We start from the raw sequence: 15,917 nt of genomic DNA on the forward strand, positions 1-15,917 counted from the left end.
ACAATGGCAAAGGCTAAATTTGAGCGGAATAAACCGCACTGTAACATTGGAACTATTGGTCACGTTGATCATGGTAAAACAACATTAACAGCTGCTATAACAAAAGTTTTGGCAGAAAAAGGTGGTGCGGATTTTACTGCCTATGACATGATCGATAAGGCGCCTGAAGAACGTGCCCGTGGTATTACCATTTCAACAGCACACGTTGAGTATGAAACAGATAAACGTCACTACGCTCATGTTGACTGTCCTGGTCACGCTGACTATGTTAAAAACATGATCACAGGTGCGGCACAGATGGATGGTGCTATCCTGGTTGTTTCAGCTGCTGACGGTCCTATGCCACAGACTCGTGAACATATTCTTTTGGCTCGTCAGGTTGGTGTTCCAGCATTGGTTGTATTCATGAATAAATGTGATCAAGTTGATGACCCTGAACTTCTTGAGCTTGTTGAAATGGAAATTCGTGAATTACTTTCTTCGTATGAATTTCCTGGAGATGATATTCCCATTATCAAAGGATCGGCTTTGGTTGCTCTTGAAGATGGTGATCCAGAATTGGGTAAAAACCGTATTCTTGACCTGATGAATGCTGTTGATGAATATATCCCGCAGCCAGAACGTCCAATTGATCGTCCATTCTTAATGCCAATAGAGGATGTTTTCTCTATTTCTGGACGTGGTACGGTTGTCACCGGACGTGTGGAACGTGGTGAAATCACTGTTGGTGAAGAAGTTGAAATTGTTGGTATTCATCCAACAACCAAAACAACAGTTACCGGTGTTGAAATGTTCCGCAAGTTGCTTGACCGTGGTGAAGCGGGTGACAATATCGGTGCGCTTCTTCGTGGAACAAAACGTGAAGATGTTGAACGTGGTCAAGTTCTGGCTAAACCAGGAACCATTAAGCCACATAACAAATTTAAGGCGGAAGCTTATATTCTTACAAAAGAAGAAGGTGGGCGTCATACTCCATTCTTCACCAATTACCGTCCACAATTCTATTTCCGTACAACTGACGTAACTGGTGTTGTACATCTTCCAGAAGGTGTGGAAATGGTGATGCCTGGTGATAATGCGGCGATGGATGTTGAATTGATTGCTCCTATTGCCATGGATGAAGGTCTGCGATTCGCTATTCGCGAAGGTGGACGTACTGTTGGGGCTGGTGTAGTTTCCAAAATTACCGAATAGTCTCGGCTAATTAGTTTGGATTCCCAGCTGTTTTTGCAGCTGGGAATCTTGTTGTTCTTGGATCCGAAAAGGATTCGTTTTTGTAGGCAGAAATAAATGGAAAGCCAAAACATCCGTATTCGCCTTAAAGCTTACGATTATCGTGTGTTGGATAATAGCACTCGTGAAATCGTAAATACAGCGAAGCGTACGGGGGCACAGGTAAGGGGACCAATCCCGTTGCCAACGCACATTGAGCGGTTTACAGTTAACCGCTCACCCCATATTGATAAGAAGAGTCGTGAGCAGTTCGAAATCAGAACGCACCGGCGTTTGTTAGATATTGTTGAGCCCAACCCGCAGACCGTGGACGCTCTCATGAAACTTGACCTCGCCGCTGGCGTTGATGTCGAGATTAAGCTATAAGGTCCAGACGATGCGTACAGGATTGATCGCAAAAAAGTTGGGAATGACCCGACTATTTAAAGAGGACGGCACTCATGTGCCAGTCACTGTATTGTACTTGGATGAAGTACAAGTAGTTGATGCTCGTACAAATGAACGTGATGGATACACAGCCCTTCAATTGGGGTATGGTAAAGCTAAGGTAAAAAATGTTAGCAAGCCTAATCGTGGTCATTTTGCACGGGTAAAAGTTGAACCAAAACAAAAACTTGTAGAATTTCGTGTTACGGAAGACGCTGTTGTTGAGGCGGGGGCAAGATTGACTGCCGCTCATTTTGTTGTAGGACAAAAGGTGGACGTAACTGGGATCAGTAAAGGTAAGGGATTTGCAGGTGGAATGAAACGTTGGAATTTCAAGGGGTTGGAAGCAACTCATGGTGTTTCAATTAGTCATCGTTCGCATGGTTCCACAGGGAATAGACAAGACCCTGGTAAAACATTTAAGAATAAGAAGATGGCAGGCCATTTAGGTAGTGAGCGTGTAACGACGCAGAATCTTGAGGTTGCTGCTGTAGATGTAGAGAAAAATTTGATCATGATTAAAGGTGCAGTCCCTGGTGCGAAAAACGGGTTTGTTCTCTTGCGTGATGCGATCAAAAAGCCTCGTCATGCTGATGCACCATTTCCGGCAGCATTGGCAACGGTTGCTGAGGAAGGTTGAACACTATGGATGTAGAAATCAAAACCTTCGATAATGGAAGTGCTGGCAATATTACGCTTCCAGATGAAATTTTCGGAATTGAACCCCGTCAAGATATTATGGCAAGAGTTGTGCATTGGCAGCTTGCCAAACGTCGTTCTGGCAATCATAAGATTAAGGGGCGTGGTGAAATTTCTGGAACAACAAAAAAACCTTATCGGCAAAAAGGTACAGGTAATGCGCGTCAAGGTTCGTTACGTGGACCACAGTTTCGTACCGGTGGCATTGTTCATGGTCCAGTAGTGCGTGATCATGGGTATGATTTACCAAAGAAAGTAAGACGTCTTGGTCTTATTTCTGCTTTATCACAGAAATTGGCAGAAGGTAAGTTGGTCGTTATTGACGAAGCCAATAATACTGCAAAAACATCTGAATTAGCTGCAAAATTAAAAGTGTTGGGCTGGAATTCAACTCTAATTATTGATGCAAATATTGATGAGAATTTTGGACGTGCAGTAAGAAATATCGCTTCAGTAGATATTCTTCCAACAATTGGTGCAAATGTTTATGACATTTTAAATCATGATATTTTGGCTATTACGCGCGCAGCAGTTGATGGGTTAAAGGAGCGCCTGGTATGACGAATATTCTTTCAATTCGCCAAAAGGCGGAAAAAATGTCTCGTGAAGCGATGTTTAACATTATTCGCGCGCCCTTGATTACTGAAAAGGCAACCTTTTTGTCTGAAAAAAATCAAATTGCGTTTAAAGTTGCATTAAACGCTACTAAGTCTCAGGTTAAAGTTGCGATTGAAACTTTGTTCGGTGTGAAAGTGTTGGGTGTTAATACGCTGATTTTAAAAGGTAAGACAAAAAGATTTCGAGGTCGGTTAGGGCGTCGTTCTGATGTTAAAAAAGCTTTTGTTCAACTTGCTGAAGGTCAGTCAATTGATTTGACAACCAAGTTGTCATAAGTGTGAGGTAGGAATTAATGGCACTTAAGCACTTTAAACCAGTTACTCCAAGTCTCCGTGGCACGGTTCTAATTGACCGTAAGGAGCTTTGGAAAGGTAAACCTGTCAAGACGCTTACCGAAGGTAAGAACAAGACGGGTGGACGTAATAATAATGGTCGAATTACCTCTCGTTTTATTGGGGGTGGGCATAAACAGTCATACCGTTATGTCGATTTTAAAAGACGTAAATATGATATGCCTGCAACTGTTGAACGGTTAGAATATGATCCCAATCGAACTGCTTTTATCGCGTTGATCAAATATGAAGACGGTGAGTTATCTTATATTCTGGCACCTCAAAGATTAAAAGTTGGAGATGTTGTAATCGCAGGTCAGCGTGTAGATGTTAAACCTGGAAATGCAATGCCTTTAGCAGCTATCCCTGTAGGAACCATTATTCACAATATTGAATTAAAAGAAGGAGCCGGCGGAAAACTGGTTCGTTCAGCTGGAACTTACGCTCAGTTGGTTGGTAAGGATGCTGGATATGCACAAATCAAACTGCAGTCGAATGAATTGCGTTTGGTACGTGGTGAATGTATGGCAACAGTTGGTGCCGTATCCAATCCAGATAACATGAACCAGCATTTTGGTAAGGCGGGACGTAGCCGTTGGTTAGGCCGTCGTCCACACAACCGTGGTGTTGTCATGAACCCGGTTGACCATCCTCATGGTGGTGGTGAAGGTCGTACTTCTGGTGGTCGTCATCCTGTGACACCATGGGGTAAACCAACTAAAGGTTATAAAACAAGAGTCAATAAGCGTACGGACAGCTTGATTATCCGTCGCCGTAAGACAGGCAAATAAAAGGGGCAAATAGAGATGGCAAGATCCGTCTGGAAAGGCCCGTTTGTAGACGGGTATTTACTTAAGAAAGCTGAAACCGCACGCGCTTCAGGTCGTAACGATGTGATCAAAATTTGGTCACGCCGTTCCACCATTTTGCCGCAGTTTGTTGGTTTGGTTTTTGGTGTTTACAACGGCCATAAATTTTTACCAGTGCAGGTCAGTGAAAATATGGTGGGTCATAAATTCGGTGAATTTTCGCCAACCCGTACATTCAATGGTCATGCAGCAGACAAAAAAGTTAAGCGGGGCTAGGATATGAGTAAACCAAAACATGATCGTGCACTCGCTGAAACCGAAGCACAGGCAATTGGACGTAATATTCGTGTAAGTCCACGAAAACTAAATCTTGTTGCTGGATTGATTCGTAATCAACCTGCATCCACTGCTTTGGCAAAATTAACCTTTTCTAAAAGAAGAATTGCTAAAGAAGTTAAAACAATTCTGGAAAGCGCGATTGCAAATGCGGAAAACAATCATCAACTTGATGTAGACCGTTTGATTGTATCCAAGGCAGAGGTGGGTAAAGCGATGGTTATGCGTCGTTTTCATGCGAGGGGTCGTGGACGTTCAGCGCAAATTCAGAAATTCTTTAGTCATTTGAAAATTGTCGTTGCTGAGCGTGACGAAAACGATTCTTCTGAAGGAAAGGCAGCATAATATGGGTCAAAAAGTTAATCCAATTGGGTTGCGTTTGGGTATCAATCGTACTTGGGATAGTCGTTGGTATGCAGATAATGATTATACCAAATTATTATTTGAAGATTTCAAACTTCGTGACCATTTACGCAAGAAACTTGCAGGTGCGGGTGTTTCCAGGGTTGTTATTGAACGACCAGCTAAAAAGCCTCGTGTAACGATTTATGCGGCGCGCCCCGGAATCGTTATTGGTAAAAAAGGTCAGGATATTGATAGCTTACGTAAAGAATTAACATCAATGGCCGGTGCAGAGGTTGCATTGAATATTGTTGAAATACGTAAACCAGAAATTGATGCGACACTTGTTGCTGAAAATATTGCTCAGCAGCTGGAAAGACGTGTGGCGTTTCGCCGTGCGATGAAAAGAGCAGTGCAGTCAGCAATGCGTTTAGGTGCACAGGGAATTCGTATCAATTGCAGTGGTCGTCTTGGCGGTGCTGAAATTGCACGCGTCGAATGGTATCGTGAAGGACGTGTTCCCTTGCATACTTTAAGAGCAGATATTGATTATGGTGTTGCCGCAGCTCATACAACCTATGGGAAATGTGGTGTAAAGGTTTGGATCTTTAAGGGCGAAATCATGGCCCATGATCCATTGGCCCAGGATCGCCGTGCTGCTGATCAGGCACCACAAAGGTAATTGATTAATTGGAGCATAATAGTTATTAATAAAGCTATTACAACGCATGAGGATTTTAAATAATGCTATCTCCGCGGCGGACTAAATTCCGCAAAGCTCATAAAGGCCGTATTCACGGAATGGCTAAAGGTGGGACAGAGCTTAATTTTGGAACCTATGGTTTGAAAGCACTGCAGCCAGAACGTATTACAGCCCGTCAAATTGAAGCGTCTCGTCGTGCGATTACACGTGCGATGAAACGTATGGGACGTGTGTGGATTAGAGTTTTTCCAGACCTTCCTGTCTCTAGTAAACCAGCAGAAGTTCGTATGGGATCTGGAAAAGGGTCTCCTGAATATTGGGTTGCTCGTATCAAACCAGGTCGTATCCTATTTGAGATTGAAGGTGTAAGTCCCGAAATTGCAAAAGAGGCGTTAACGCTCGGTGCTGCGAAGCTGCCAATTAAAACGAAATTTGTAACCCGTATAGGAGAGGCCTAGAATGGCAAAGGCAAATAAGCCAGCTGATCTGCGCGCTAAAACGGTGGACGAATTAAAGACGTTGTTAATTGATTTGCGACGTGAACAGTTTAATTTACGTTTCCAACGTGCGACTGGTCAAAATGAGGGTGTGGGTCGAATTGGGGTAATCCGTCGAGATATTGCACGGATTAAGACCATTATGACTGAAGTTAACAAAAACGCCGCAGGTGCTGCCGCATCTGCCGGCAAGTCCTGAGGAGTTAATGGGCGATGCCAAGGCGCGTTCTAACCGGTCGGGTGACAAGCGATAAAATGGACAAAACAGTTTCTGTTTTGGTTGTTCGTCGCGTTATGCACCCGCTTTATAAAAAATTCATTCGTCGTTCGAAAAAATATGCGGCGCATGATGAATTAAATGAGTGTCAAATTGGAGATATGGTTCGTATCATTGAATCTCCTCCGATTTCAAAAAGGAAAACATGGACTGTGATTTCTCGCAACGGTGCACCTCTTGGTGCGGCTGAGCAAGTATCCAGCATAGAAGCTTAAGGGAGGCTTAACTATGATCCATCCCGAGACCAACCTAACTGTGGCTGATAATTCAGGTGCAAGAGAGGTGCAGTGCATTAAGGTACTGGGCGGTTCAAAGCGGAAAACCGCTTCGGTCGGCGACGTGATCGTCGTTTCTGTCAAAGAGGCTATTCCTCGTGGCAAAGTAAAAAAAGGTGATGTCCATCAAGCTGTGATTGTCAGAACAAGCTATCCTGTTCGTCGTCCTGATGGAACCTCAATACGTTTTGATAAAAATGCTGCTGTATTGATAAATAAACAAAACGAGCCAATTGGCACACGTATTTTCGGCCCGGTAGTAAGGGAGTTGCGTGCACGTCAATTCATGAAAATTATCTCCTTAGCTCCGGAGGTTTTATAATGGCTGCACGTATTAAAAAAGGCGATCAAGTAATCGTTATTACAGGGCCTCAGAAAGGTGTGCATGGTGAAGTCCTGTCAATTTCTCCTGTTGAAAATAAGGCAGTGGTTCGTGGTGTGGCGGTTGCCAAACATCATAAGAAACCAACCCGCATGGGTGATGCTGGTGGCATTGTTGAGCGTGAAAAGGCTATTCACTTGTCAAATCTTAAATTGGTAGATCCAAAATCAGGGAAACCTACTCGTGTTGGATTTAGAGTTTTGGAAGACGGTCGTAAGGTTCGTGTTGCCAAAGCCACCGGTGAAGTGATCGAAGGTTAAGAGAGGTGGATATGTCAGAAAATAGTCAAGTTCGCTCTGAAGCACGCCTTTACGCGCTTTACAAAAATGAATTGCGTAAAAAGTTACGTGAACAATTCAATTACAAAAACGAGATGCAGATTCCGCGTCTTGAAAAAATTGTTTTAAACATGGGTGTTGGAGAAGCAGCGGGCGATCAAAAGAAACTGGATGCTGCCACGGAAGAAATGACCTTGATTGCCGGTCAAAAAGCCGTTAAAACACTTACTAAGAAAGCGATTGCTGGATTTAAAATTCGTGCTGGTTTACCCATTGGATGTAAAGTTACATTACGTAAAAACCGTATGTATGAATTTCTGGATCGTTTGGTTACAATCGCTTTGCCGCGTGTTCGAGATTTTAGAGGATTGCCAGCAAACAAAGGATTTGATGGTCGTGGAAATTTTGCAATGGGTTTGAAAGAACAGATTGTATTTCCTGAAATCGTTTACGATAAAGTAGACGAAGTACGTGGTATGGATATTGTGTTTGTAACCACAGCCAAGACCAATGATGAAGCCAAGGCTTTGTTAAAAGCATTTTCCCTTCCATTTATTGGATAGGAAATTGTTCTTTCGCTGCAAGGTGATACATTACCTTGCAAATTTGTTTTTTTTGGAAAACGGTCGATATAGTCGACAGGTTCCGGAGGGTAAAATTAAACATGGCAAAAACTTCAGCCATTTATCGTAATGCGAAGCGTGCACGTATGTCCGCACGTGATAAAGCAAAACGTATTGCGTTAAAAAATATTGTAATGGATAGAAGTTTACCAGTTGAAGATCGTTTTGATGCATCTTTAAAATTGGCTAAACTTCCTCGTAATGGTTCACGAGTAAGAGTGCGTTTGCGTTGTAAACTAACTGGTCGCTCTCGTGGGAATTACCGTAAATTTGAACTTTGCCGTATCGCATTGCGTGAATTGGCATCTACCGGGCAAATCCCTGGTATGGTTAAATCAAGCTGGTAAGGGATATATAGATGTCATTATCTGATCCATTGGGTGATATGCTCACCCGTATACGTAATGCACAATCAGCTCGTCATTCATTTTGTGTGGTTCCCGCTTCTAATTTGAGAGTTAATGTTTTGGAAGCATTAAAGCGTGAAGGTTATATTCGCGGATATAAGAAAGAAGAGCTTCGCAAGGGAATAAGCCAGCTTCGCATTGAATTGAAGTATTCTGAAGGTGCTCCTGTTATTAAAGAAATTCAGAGAGTATCTAAACCAGGTCGTCGCGTTTATTCTAAAATTAAAGAATTACCACGTGTTTATGGTGGCCTTGGGGTATCCATTTTGTCAACACCTCAGGGTGTTTTATCTGATATTGAAGCACGTGCCGCCAATGTTGGTGGTGAAGTGCTCTGTCGTGTATTCTAAGAGGAGGGATCAATGTCACGTGTAGGCAAAAATCCCGTGCAGATTCCGCAAGGGGTACAAGTTTCTCTGAAAGACGGTAAAATTGTTGTCAAAGGTAAAAGAGGCGAATTGTCTCTGCCTGTATCTGAACATATTGAAACTGTTATTGAAGATAATCAGGTTACTGTTAAGCCAAAAGATGATGGTGTTGCCGCAAGAACAATGTGGGGCACTACCAGAGCATTAATTGCGAATATGGTCAAAGGTGTTTCCGAAGGTTATACCAAGGCCCTGGAAATCACGGGAACTGGGTTTCGTGCCGCTGTTCAAGGTTCAAATCTTGTTATGAATCTTGGTTATTCACACGATGTTGTTTATCCAATTCCATCTGATATTAAAATTACAACGCCACGTCCAACGGCAATCGTTGTTGAAGGTAATGATAAACAACGTGTTGGTCAAATCGCACTGGATATACGTAATTTTAGAAAACCTGAACCTTATAAAGGTAAAGGTGTTCGTTATGAAGATGAGATTATACGTCGCAAAGAAGGCAAGAAAAAATAATGGGTATGCAACGTGAATTACAAACGCGCCGTCGCAGACGGTTGCGTTATCAGCTTCGTCAGAAAGGAAACGGGCGTCCACGTCTTTCGGTTTTCCGTTCAAGCAAAAATATTTATGCTCAAGTTATTGACGATATGGCTGGTAAGACTTTAGTTGCTGCTTCAACTTTGGATGCAGCGGCTAAAGAACAAATTAAAACTGGAGCTGATATTAATGCTGCTCGTGTCGTAGGCAAGTTGATTGCTGAGCGTGCAAAGGCAGCAGGATTGGAACAGGTCGTATTTGATCGTGGCTCCTATATTTATCATGGGCGTGTAAAAGCGCTTGCTGAGGCTGCCCGTGAGGGCGGGCTCTCGTTCTAAGAGGAGTCGCGAATGGCACGTGAAGTGAAAGAAGGCGGTCGCGGTGGACGTGAACGTGAAAATGAAGATTTGATCGACAAATTGGTATCGATTAATCGTGTTGCTAAAGTTGTAAAAGGTGGTCGACGCTTTGCCTTTGCTGCATTGGTCGTCGTTGGTGATCAGCGTGGACGTGTAGGATATGGTGCAGGTAAAGCCAGAGAGGTGCCTGAAGCAATCCGCAAGGCAACTGAGCAGGCTAAAAAATCAATGATACGTGTTCCCATGAAAGAAGGCAGAACATTGCATCATGATGTGCAAGGTTTTTATGGCGCCGGTAAGGTCGTGTTAAGATCTGCCGATTCGGGAACTGGTATTATTGCTGGCGGTCCAATGCGTGCGGTTTTTGAAAGCCTTGGAATTAATGATGTTGTTGCGAAATCAACAGGTTCACGTAATCCACATAATATGGTAAAAGCAACTTTTGATGCATTGCGTAGATGTGCAAGTCCAAGAGTTGTTGCAGCAAGACGTGGAAAGAAGGTGTCTGAAATTCTTGGTCGCCGTGATTCTGGTCATGCGTCTCAAAATGCGGAGGCTGTAAATGGCTAGTAATACGGTAAAAGTAACTCAGATAGCATCTGCAATTGGTCGTAAGAAAGATCAAAAGCAAACATTGACTGGTCTTGGCTTGAATCGTGTTGGTGCAACCCGTGAGTTGGAAAATACACCAGCTGTCCAGGGAATGATCAATAAGATTCGCCACCTCGTTAAGGTGGAGGGATAAATGAATCTAAATGAACTTCGTGATAATGCCGGAGCGAGATACCGTAAAAAACGTCTTGGACGAGGTATTGGTTCTGGTAAAGGCAAAACATCAGGTAAAGGCGTGAAAGGTCAGTTGGCACGTTCAGGTGTGGCAATCAATGGCTTTGAAGGTGGACAGCTTCCACTTTACCGTCGTATGCCAAAAAGAGGGTTCAAGAATATTTTTCGCAAAAATTATGTGGAAATTAATCTTCGGACCCTTTCATCCGCTATTGAGCAGGGCAAATTGAATGCATCATCTTTAATCGATGAAAAAGCATTGCGTGAAGCCGGTTTATTTAAGGGAAAAAAATACTCTGGCGTCTGTTTGCTTGCTAATGGAAATCTAAATCAGGCCATCAACTTGGAAGTGTCAAGAGCATCAGCGGCAGCTGTTGAAGCGGTTAAAAAAGCTGGTGGTTCTCTAAAACTTTTATCGTCATCTGGGGATGTTTCTGCAGATGCCTAGGAAATGAAGAGGTAATATAATTTAAGTTTGATCAATTTTTAGATCAAAACATTATGTTACATTCTAATTTTAAGGTAAAATTACAGCGTCCCGTTTCGTTACGGTGACGCTGTTTTTTTTGAAAGGATAAAAATTATGGCCTCTATGGCCGAACAACTAGCGGCGAATATTAATGTCAGTGCGTTTTCTAAAGCAACTGAATTAAAAAAGCGTATTTGGTTTACATTGGGTGCGTTAATTATTTACCGTCTAGGTACCTATATCCCGGTTCCGGGAGTGGATGCTACGGTAATGGCACAATTGCTGGCTAAACACCAGGGCGGTATTCTTGGTATGTTTGACATGTTCAGTGGTGGCGCCTTGGGTCGCATGACCATTTTTGCCCTGAACATCATGCCCTATATTAGTGCATCTATTATCATTCAGTTGATGTCATCTGCGATGCCATCTCTTGAAGCCTTGAAAAAGGAAGGGGAGCAAGGACGTAAAAAGCTTAATCAATATACACGTTACCTGACGGTTTTCATTGCTTTATTCCAGGCTTATGGAATTGCCATTGGATTGGAAAGTATGAAAAGTCCCGCAGGTTCTGCCGTTACCAATCCGGGGATGCTTTTTCTGTTAACCTGCGTCATCACGCTGGTTGGTGGAACAATGTTTTTGATGTGGTTAGGGGAACAAATCACGGCACGCGGGGTCGGTAATGGAATATCATTGATTATTTTTGCCGGTATTGTCGCCAATTTACCAACGGCTTTGGCAAGTTTATTTCAACTGGGTTACACTGGCGCTTTGTCTCCATTTTTTGTCGTTACATTTCTTGTATTGGCAGCGGTTACAATCGCCTTTATCGTGTTTATGGAACAGGCGCAAAGAAGAGTTGTCATACAATATCCCAAACGGCAGGTTGGGCAACGCATGTATGGTGGTGATTCAACACATATGCCATTAAAAGTTAATACCGCTGGGGTCATACCGCCTATTTTTGCGTCTTCAGTTTTATTGATACCTGTAACAATAGCTGGATTTCTATCAAATGAATCGACACCTGGATGGTTGGCATATCTAGGACAGGAATTCGGTCAGGGTCATATTTTATATATGCTCTTTTATGCTGCCATGATTATTTTCTTCTCATATTTTTATGCGGCTGTATCCTTTAATCCCAAAGAAACGGCAGATAATTTACGAAAACAGGGTGGATTTATTCCCGGTATTCGTCCAGGTGCAAATACAGCAACCTATTTTGATAATATCCTGACACGATTAACAACAATTGGAGCGCTATATCTTGTTGTTGTCTGTTTATTGCCACAATTTTTAATCAATCATTACAATGTTCCCTTCTATTTTGGTGGAACCAGTTTGATAATCATAGTTTCCGTGACAATAGATACGGTAACGCAGGTTCAATCCCATTTGGTTGCGCACCAATATCAGGGTCTATTACGCAAATCCAGGTTTGGAAAAGGAAAAAAACGGTGAAGCTAATATTTTTGGGCCCACCAGGGGCAGGTAAAGGGACGCAGGCTCAACGTTTGTCAGAAAAATATCATATCGCGCAAATCTCCACAGGAGATATGCTAAGGGCTGAGGTGAGGTCAGGGTCAGAAATCGGGAAAAAAGCCAAGGATATTATGGATAAGGGGTTATTGTTTCCTGATGATCTGATGGTTGAAATGATTGCAAAAAGAATTAAAAAGGATGATTGTAAAAACGGTTTCATTCTTGATGGTTTCCCTCGCAATGTGGATCAAGCAAAAGCGTTGGATAAAATGTTTGTTTCTGAACATCTGAAGCTTGATGCTGTATTACTATTAAAAGTGGATGAGGAAATACTTGCAGAGCGAATTTCCAACCGGTTTAGTTGTGCAAAATGTGGTGCCAGTTATAATAAACTTTCTAAAAAACCAAAAAAAGACGGAGTCTGTGATGCATGCGGTTCAACGGAATTTGTTTCAAGAGCTGATGATAATAAAGATACTGTTCTGGAACGTTTAAAAGTCTATCGCGAACAGACCGCTCCCTTATTGCCATATTATAAAGAAAAAAAATGTTTGTATCCCATTGATGGTATGAAAAATATGGATGAGGTGACAAAAGATATTGATTTAATTTTAAAAAAAAATAAAATGTAAGCTTATATTTTTGTGAAAAAATTATCATACTATATTGACTCTGTTAGTATGAAAGTTATATTGATGCTTTTAAAAGTATTTCAAACACGTTAGTTATTAATGAAACAGTTATTGATCTCGTAACTGTTGCTTTTTTAGTGGCTAGCTGTTAAGAATAGACCTAAATTATTAAGGCTAATTAAGGAGTATTGGGCGTGGCGCGTATTGCCGGCGTAAACATCCCGACGAATAAGCGGGTAACCATTGGTCTGCGTTATATATACGGCATTGGGCCGACAAAAGCGCAGGAAATTTGTAATAAATTGTCAATTCCTGACGAACGTAGGGTGAACGAACTTTCAGACGATGAGGTTCTGAAAATCCGTGAGTTAATTGATAGCGAGTATCAGGTTGAGGGTGATCTTCGTCGTGAAATCTCAATGAATATCAAGCGTTTGATGGACTTGGGATGTTACCGTGGATTGCGTCATCGTCGTGGTTTGCCTGTAAGAGGCCAGAGAACTCACACAAATGCTCGTACACGTAAGGGTAAGGCGGTTGCTATTGCTGGCAAGAAAAAAGTAACACGTTAACCCTTGGTTTGTTTTAATTTTTTATAACTAAACGGACAGGATAATAAAAGCCATGGCGAAACCCGCCACACCGCGTCTCAGAAAAAAAGAACGCAAAAACATTACTTCTGGCGTAGCGCATGTTTTGTCTACGTTTAATAATACGATGATCACTATCTCTGATGTTCAAGGAAATGCAATTTCATGGTCTTCAGCGGGTGCTCAGGGATTTAAAGGTTCACGCAAATCTACACCTTATGCAGCACAGGTTGCTGCTGAGGATGCAGGACGTAAAGCTCGTGAACATGGTATGGAAACTCTTGAAATTGAAGTGTCTGGCCCGGGATCTGGACGTGAAAGCGCACTGCGTGCTTTACAGGCGGTAGGTTTTACGGTTACTTCAATCCGGGATACCACACCAGTGCCACATAACGGATGTCGTCCACGTAAACGTCGTCGCGTTTAATCGTTCGTATATTATTTTCAATCAATAATGAATGGAAATAATATTCAAGTAACAAAAGCTGACTTCGAGGTTAAGATTTTGTTACTTTTTTGGTAATAATTTGAATTGAAAGGCCACCACCTTGGTCCTCCAGAAAAACTGGCAATCTCTTATTAAGCCGGAGAAGCTGGAAGTCGAACCGGGCTCGGCGTCACAAAATGTGGCGACCGTGGTGGCGGAGCCGCTTGAACGTGGCTTCGGCATGACGCTCGGTAATGCGCTTCGGCGAGTACTTTTATCTTCTCTTCAAGGGGCTGCTGTTACAGCTATTCGTATTGATGGCGTTCTTCACGAATTTTCATCAGTTAATGGTGTGCGGGAAGATGTCACGGATATTGTCCTGAATGTTAAGCAACTGGCCATACGTATGCATAGTGATGGTCCAAAACGGATGATTTTGTCCGCGGTAGGTCCGGGCCAAGTTACAGCTGGACAGATTCAGACAGATCATGATATTGAAATCATGAATCCTGATCTTGTGATTTGCACACTTGATGATGGAATAAAGTTGGGTATGGAATTTACCGTTGAAATGGGTAAAGGTTATGTTCCTGCCTCTACTAATCGTCAGGAGGATGCTCCGATTGGGATGATTCCAATTGACGCGATATATTCACCTGTTCGTCGTGTTTCCTATAAAGTTGAACCAACCCGTGTTGGTCAGGTAACAGATTATGACAAGCTGTTATTGACTTTGGAAACAGATGGTTCTGTAACGCCTGAAAATGCCGTAGCTTTGGCTGCGCGTATTTTGCAAGATCAGTTCCAGCTTTTTATCAATTTTGATGAGCCTAAACCAGTCGTGACGGAAGAGCCTAAGGAAGAGCTTCCATTCAATCGTAATTTATTGCGCAAAGTTGATGAGCTTGAATTGTCAGTTCGTAGCGCCAACTGTCTCAAGAATGATAACATTGTGTATATTGGCGATCTGGTGCAGCGGACAGAGCAAGAAATGTTACGCACTCCTAATTTTGGTCGCAAGTCATTGAATGAAATCAAGGAAGTTCTTTCTTCAATGGGATTGTCATTGGGAATGAATGTGCCTGCTTGGCCACCAGAAAATATTGAAGAGTTAGCTAAACGGCTGGATGAGCTGTTTTAAGCATAGTATGATAGAAGAGGATTGAAATTATGCGTCACGGTATATCCGGCCGTAAATTGGGTGTGACTTCATCGCATCGCCTTGCAATGTTCAGAAATATGGCCGTTGCATTAATTAAGCATGAACAGATTACAACGACTTTGCCAAAAGCTAAGGAATTACGTCCAGTTGTCGAGAAACTTGTGACATTGGGAAAACGTGGTGATTTGCATGCACGTAGACAGGCTTATGCCATGTTGCGTGACGAGACTATTGTTGCTAAGTTATTTTCTGTTATTGCTGATCGTTACAAATCGCGTCAAGGTGGATATTTGCGTGTGTTGAAAGCGGGTGTCCGTTATGGTGATGCTGCTGATATGGCAGTTATCGAATTTATTGAACGTGATGTAAATGCAAAAGGGCTTGACAGTGGACCAAAGCCCACTGATGAAGATTCAGACGAGTTAGCTGCATAATATTAAAATACCCTTTTGATTTTTAAAAAGAGATAGGTTTCTATCTCTTTTTTTGTTTGTAATGAACAAAATTGGGATTATAATTAAGTTGTAAAAAAAATATATGTTAATGCGTTAGGCTTTTGGAAGAATCTTGGAATAGATTGAAAAGGAGAGCCGGGATATGCTTAAAATTGCATTTATTTGTCTTTTAATTGCTTTATTGGCTTGGCTTCTTGGTTTTACAAGTGTGGCAATTATAGCAGCAGGTATTGCTAAGATTATATTTTTTATTGCACTGTTATTCGCTTTTTTATTTTTTATTCTTGCGTTTTTGGTTGGAAGAAAATTACTTAATAATTAATTTCTTGAGATGTTGAGTTGTAAATTATTTTTAGTGATATGTTAAAATAATTGATTTGTTTGTCATTTTTTAG

The 15,917-nt window shown here is 42.1% G+C and carries 29 protein-coding genes; all 29 read left to right on the top strand.

Annotated elements, in window-relative coordinates; translation table 11 throughout:
• The first annotated feature begins 3 nt into the window (after positions 1-3).
• The 29 genes from tuf to H3R33_RS01095 all read left to right on the top strand — a co-directional run bounded on the left by tuf (position 4) and on the right by H3R33_RS01095 (position 15,844).
• A complete protein-coding gene (tuf, locus tag H3R33_RS00955) occupies positions 4-1,194 on the top strand; it encodes an elongation factor Tu (protein ID WP_110438408.1) in 1,191 nt (396 codons plus the stop codon).
• Positions 1,195-1,290: 96 nt separating this feature from the next.
• Positions 1,291-1,599: a 30S ribosomal protein S10 gene (gene rpsJ, locus H3R33_RS00960; protein WP_110438407.1), complete on the top strand. Its 309-nt coding sequence runs from the start codon at positions 1,291-1,293 to the stop codon at positions 1,597-1,599.
• Between the two features lie 10 nt (positions 1,600-1,609).
• Positions 1,610-2,299 (top strand): 50S ribosomal protein L3, encoded by a 690-nt coding sequence (gene rplC, locus H3R33_RS00965; protein ID WP_198184700.1) that lies wholly within the window; start codon positions 1,610-1,612, stop codon positions 2,297-2,299.
• 5 nt (positions 2,300-2,304) lie between these two features.
• Positions 2,305-2,919, top strand: coding sequence for a 50S ribosomal protein L4 (gene rplD / locus H3R33_RS00970; protein WP_198184550.1), 615 nt, complete (start codon positions 2,305-2,307; stop codon positions 2,917-2,919).
• Between the two features lie 35 nt (positions 2,920-2,954).
• Entirely contained in the window at positions 2,955-3,251 is a 297-nt protein-coding gene (locus H3R33_RS00975; protein ID WP_198184701.1) for a 50S ribosomal protein L23, read from the top strand.
• A 17-nt stretch (positions 3,252-3,268) separates the two neighbouring features.
• Positions 3,269-4,099 carry a 50S ribosomal protein L2 gene (rplB, locus tag H3R33_RS00980; protein ID WP_155568372.1) on the top strand — a complete coding sequence of 277 codons (831 nt, stop codon included), beginning with the start codon at positions 3,269-3,271 and terminating at the stop codon, positions 4,097-4,099.
• Positions 4,100-4,114: 15 nt separating this feature from the next.
• On the top strand, positions 4,115-4,393 hold the full coding sequence (rpsS, locus tag H3R33_RS00985; protein ID WP_110438402.1) for a 30S ribosomal protein S19: 279 nt from the start codon (positions 4,115-4,117) through the stop codon (positions 4,391-4,393).
• A 3-nt stretch (positions 4,394-4,396) separates the two neighbouring features.
• Positions 4,397-4,798 carry a 50S ribosomal protein L22 gene (gene rplV, locus H3R33_RS00990; RefSeq protein ID WP_110438401.1) on the top strand — a complete coding sequence of 134 codons (402 nt, stop codon included), beginning with the start codon at positions 4,397-4,399 and terminating at the stop codon, positions 4,796-4,798.
• 1 nt (position 4,799) lies between these two features.
• On the top strand, positions 4,800-5,477 hold the full coding sequence (gene rpsC / locus H3R33_RS00995) for a 30S ribosomal protein S3 (RefSeq protein ID WP_110438400.1): 678 nt from the start codon (positions 4,800-4,802) through the stop codon (positions 5,475-5,477).
• Positions 5,478-5,539: 62 nt separating this feature from the next.
• Complete coding sequence (gene rplP, locus H3R33_RS01000) at positions 5,540-5,956, top strand: 50S ribosomal protein L16 (RefSeq protein ID WP_110438399.1); 417 nt, start codon at positions 5,540-5,542, stop codon at positions 5,954-5,956.
• Position 5,957: 1 nt separating this feature from the next.
• The gene (gene rpmC / locus H3R33_RS01005) at positions 5,958-6,194 is read left to right on the top strand and encodes a 50S ribosomal protein L29 (RefSeq protein WP_110438398.1); all 237 of its coding nucleotides are present in this window, start codon (positions 5,958-5,960) and stop codon (positions 6,192-6,194) included.
• A gap of 14 nt (positions 6,195-6,208) precedes the next feature.
• Positions 6,209-6,487, top strand: coding sequence for a 30S ribosomal protein S17 (gene rpsQ / locus H3R33_RS01010; RefSeq protein ID WP_110438397.1), 279 nt, complete (start codon positions 6,209-6,211; stop codon positions 6,485-6,487).
• Between the two features lie 13 nt (positions 6,488-6,500).
• Positions 6,501-6,869: a 50S ribosomal protein L14 gene (gene rplN / locus H3R33_RS01015; protein ID WP_110438396.1), complete on the top strand. Its 369-nt coding sequence runs from the start codon at positions 6,501-6,503 to the stop codon at positions 6,867-6,869.
• Positions 6,869-7,189, top strand: coding sequence for a 50S ribosomal protein L24 (rplX, locus tag H3R33_RS01020; protein ID WP_198184551.1), 321 nt, complete (start codon positions 6,869-6,871; stop codon positions 7,187-7,189). The genes rplN and rplX overlap by 1 nt, the downstream gene beginning before the upstream one ends.
• Positions 7,190-7,200: 11 nt before the next feature.
• Complete coding sequence (gene rplE, locus H3R33_RS01025; protein ID WP_155567188.1) at positions 7,201-7,770, top strand: 50S ribosomal protein L5; 570 nt, start codon at positions 7,201-7,203, stop codon at positions 7,768-7,770.
• 101 nt (positions 7,771-7,871) lie between these two features.
• Entirely contained in the window at positions 7,872-8,177 is a 306-nt protein-coding gene (gene rpsN / locus H3R33_RS01030; protein ID WP_110438393.1) for a 30S ribosomal protein S14, read from the top strand.
• A gap of 11 nt (positions 8,178-8,188) precedes the next feature.
• Positions 8,189-8,587: a 30S ribosomal protein S8 gene (gene rpsH, locus H3R33_RS01035; RefSeq protein ID WP_110438392.1), complete on the top strand. Its 399-nt coding sequence runs from the start codon at positions 8,189-8,191 to the stop codon at positions 8,585-8,587.
• Between the two features lie 12 nt (positions 8,588-8,599).
• Positions 8,600-9,133, top strand: a complete 534-nt coding sequence (gene rplF / locus H3R33_RS01040; protein WP_110438391.1) for a 50S ribosomal protein L6 — start codon at positions 8,600-8,602, stop codon at positions 9,131-9,133.
• Positions 9,133-9,495, top strand: a complete 363-nt coding sequence (gene rplR, locus H3R33_RS01045; RefSeq protein ID WP_110438390.1) for a 50S ribosomal protein L18 — start codon at positions 9,133-9,135, stop codon at positions 9,493-9,495. Before rplF ends, rplR begins: the two co-directional genes overlap by 1 nt.
• 12 nt (positions 9,496-9,507) lie before the next feature.
• Positions 9,508-10,086 (top strand): 30S ribosomal protein S5, encoded by a 579-nt coding sequence (rpsE, locus tag H3R33_RS01050; protein WP_110438389.1) that lies wholly within the window; start codon positions 9,508-9,510, stop codon positions 10,084-10,086.
• Positions 10,079-10,261, top strand: coding sequence for a 50S ribosomal protein L30 (rpmD, locus tag H3R33_RS01055; protein ID WP_122123900.1), 183 nt, complete (start codon positions 10,079-10,081; stop codon positions 10,259-10,261). Before rpsE ends, rpmD begins: the two co-directional genes overlap by 8 nt.
• Complete coding sequence (gene rplO / locus H3R33_RS01060) at positions 10,262-10,750, top strand: 50S ribosomal protein L15 (protein WP_110438387.1); 489 nt, start codon at positions 10,262-10,264, stop codon at positions 10,748-10,750.
• Positions 10,751-10,885: 135 nt separating this feature from the next.
• Entirely contained in the window at positions 10,886-12,235 is a 1,350-nt protein-coding gene (gene secY / locus H3R33_RS01065; protein ID WP_198184552.1) for a preprotein translocase subunit SecY, read from the top strand.
• Complete coding sequence (locus H3R33_RS01070; RefSeq protein ID WP_198184553.1) at positions 12,232-12,888, top strand: adenylate kinase; 657 nt, start codon at positions 12,232-12,234, stop codon at positions 12,886-12,888. The genes secY and H3R33_RS01070 overlap by 4 nt, the downstream gene beginning before the upstream one ends.
• 194 nt (positions 12,889-13,082) lie before the next feature.
• On the top strand, positions 13,083-13,460 hold the full coding sequence (gene rpsM / locus H3R33_RS01075; protein WP_110438384.1) for a 30S ribosomal protein S13: 378 nt from the start codon (positions 13,083-13,085) through the stop codon (positions 13,458-13,460).
• Between the two features lie 52 nt (positions 13,461-13,512).
• Positions 13,513-13,905: a 30S ribosomal protein S11 gene (gene rpsK / locus H3R33_RS01080; RefSeq protein WP_110438383.1), complete on the top strand. Its 393-nt coding sequence runs from the start codon at positions 13,513-13,515 to the stop codon at positions 13,903-13,905.
• A 121-nt stretch (positions 13,906-14,026) separates the two neighbouring features.
• Positions 14,027-15,046 carry a DNA-directed RNA polymerase subunit alpha gene (locus tag H3R33_RS01085; protein WP_198184554.1) on the top strand — a complete coding sequence of 340 codons (1,020 nt, stop codon included), beginning with the start codon at positions 14,027-14,029 and terminating at the stop codon, positions 15,044-15,046.
• Between the two features lie 29 nt (positions 15,047-15,075).
• The gene (gene rplQ / locus H3R33_RS01090; RefSeq protein ID WP_155567183.1) at positions 15,076-15,501 is read left to right on the top strand and encodes a 50S ribosomal protein L17; all 426 of its coding nucleotides are present in this window, start codon (positions 15,076-15,078) and stop codon (positions 15,499-15,501) included.
• Positions 15,502-15,664: 163 nt separating this feature from the next.
• A complete protein-coding gene (locus tag H3R33_RS01095; protein WP_110438380.1) occupies positions 15,665-15,844 on the top strand; it encodes a DUF1328 domain-containing protein in 180 nt (59 codons plus the stop codon).
• The last annotated feature ends 73 nt before the right edge of the window (positions 15,845-15,917 follow it).

Source organism: Commensalibacter sp. B14384M2 (assembly GCF_016101865.1).
In the GTDB taxonomy this organism is placed as follows: domain Bacteria; phylum Pseudomonadota; class Alphaproteobacteria; order Acetobacterales; family Acetobacteraceae; genus Commensalibacter; species Commensalibacter melissae.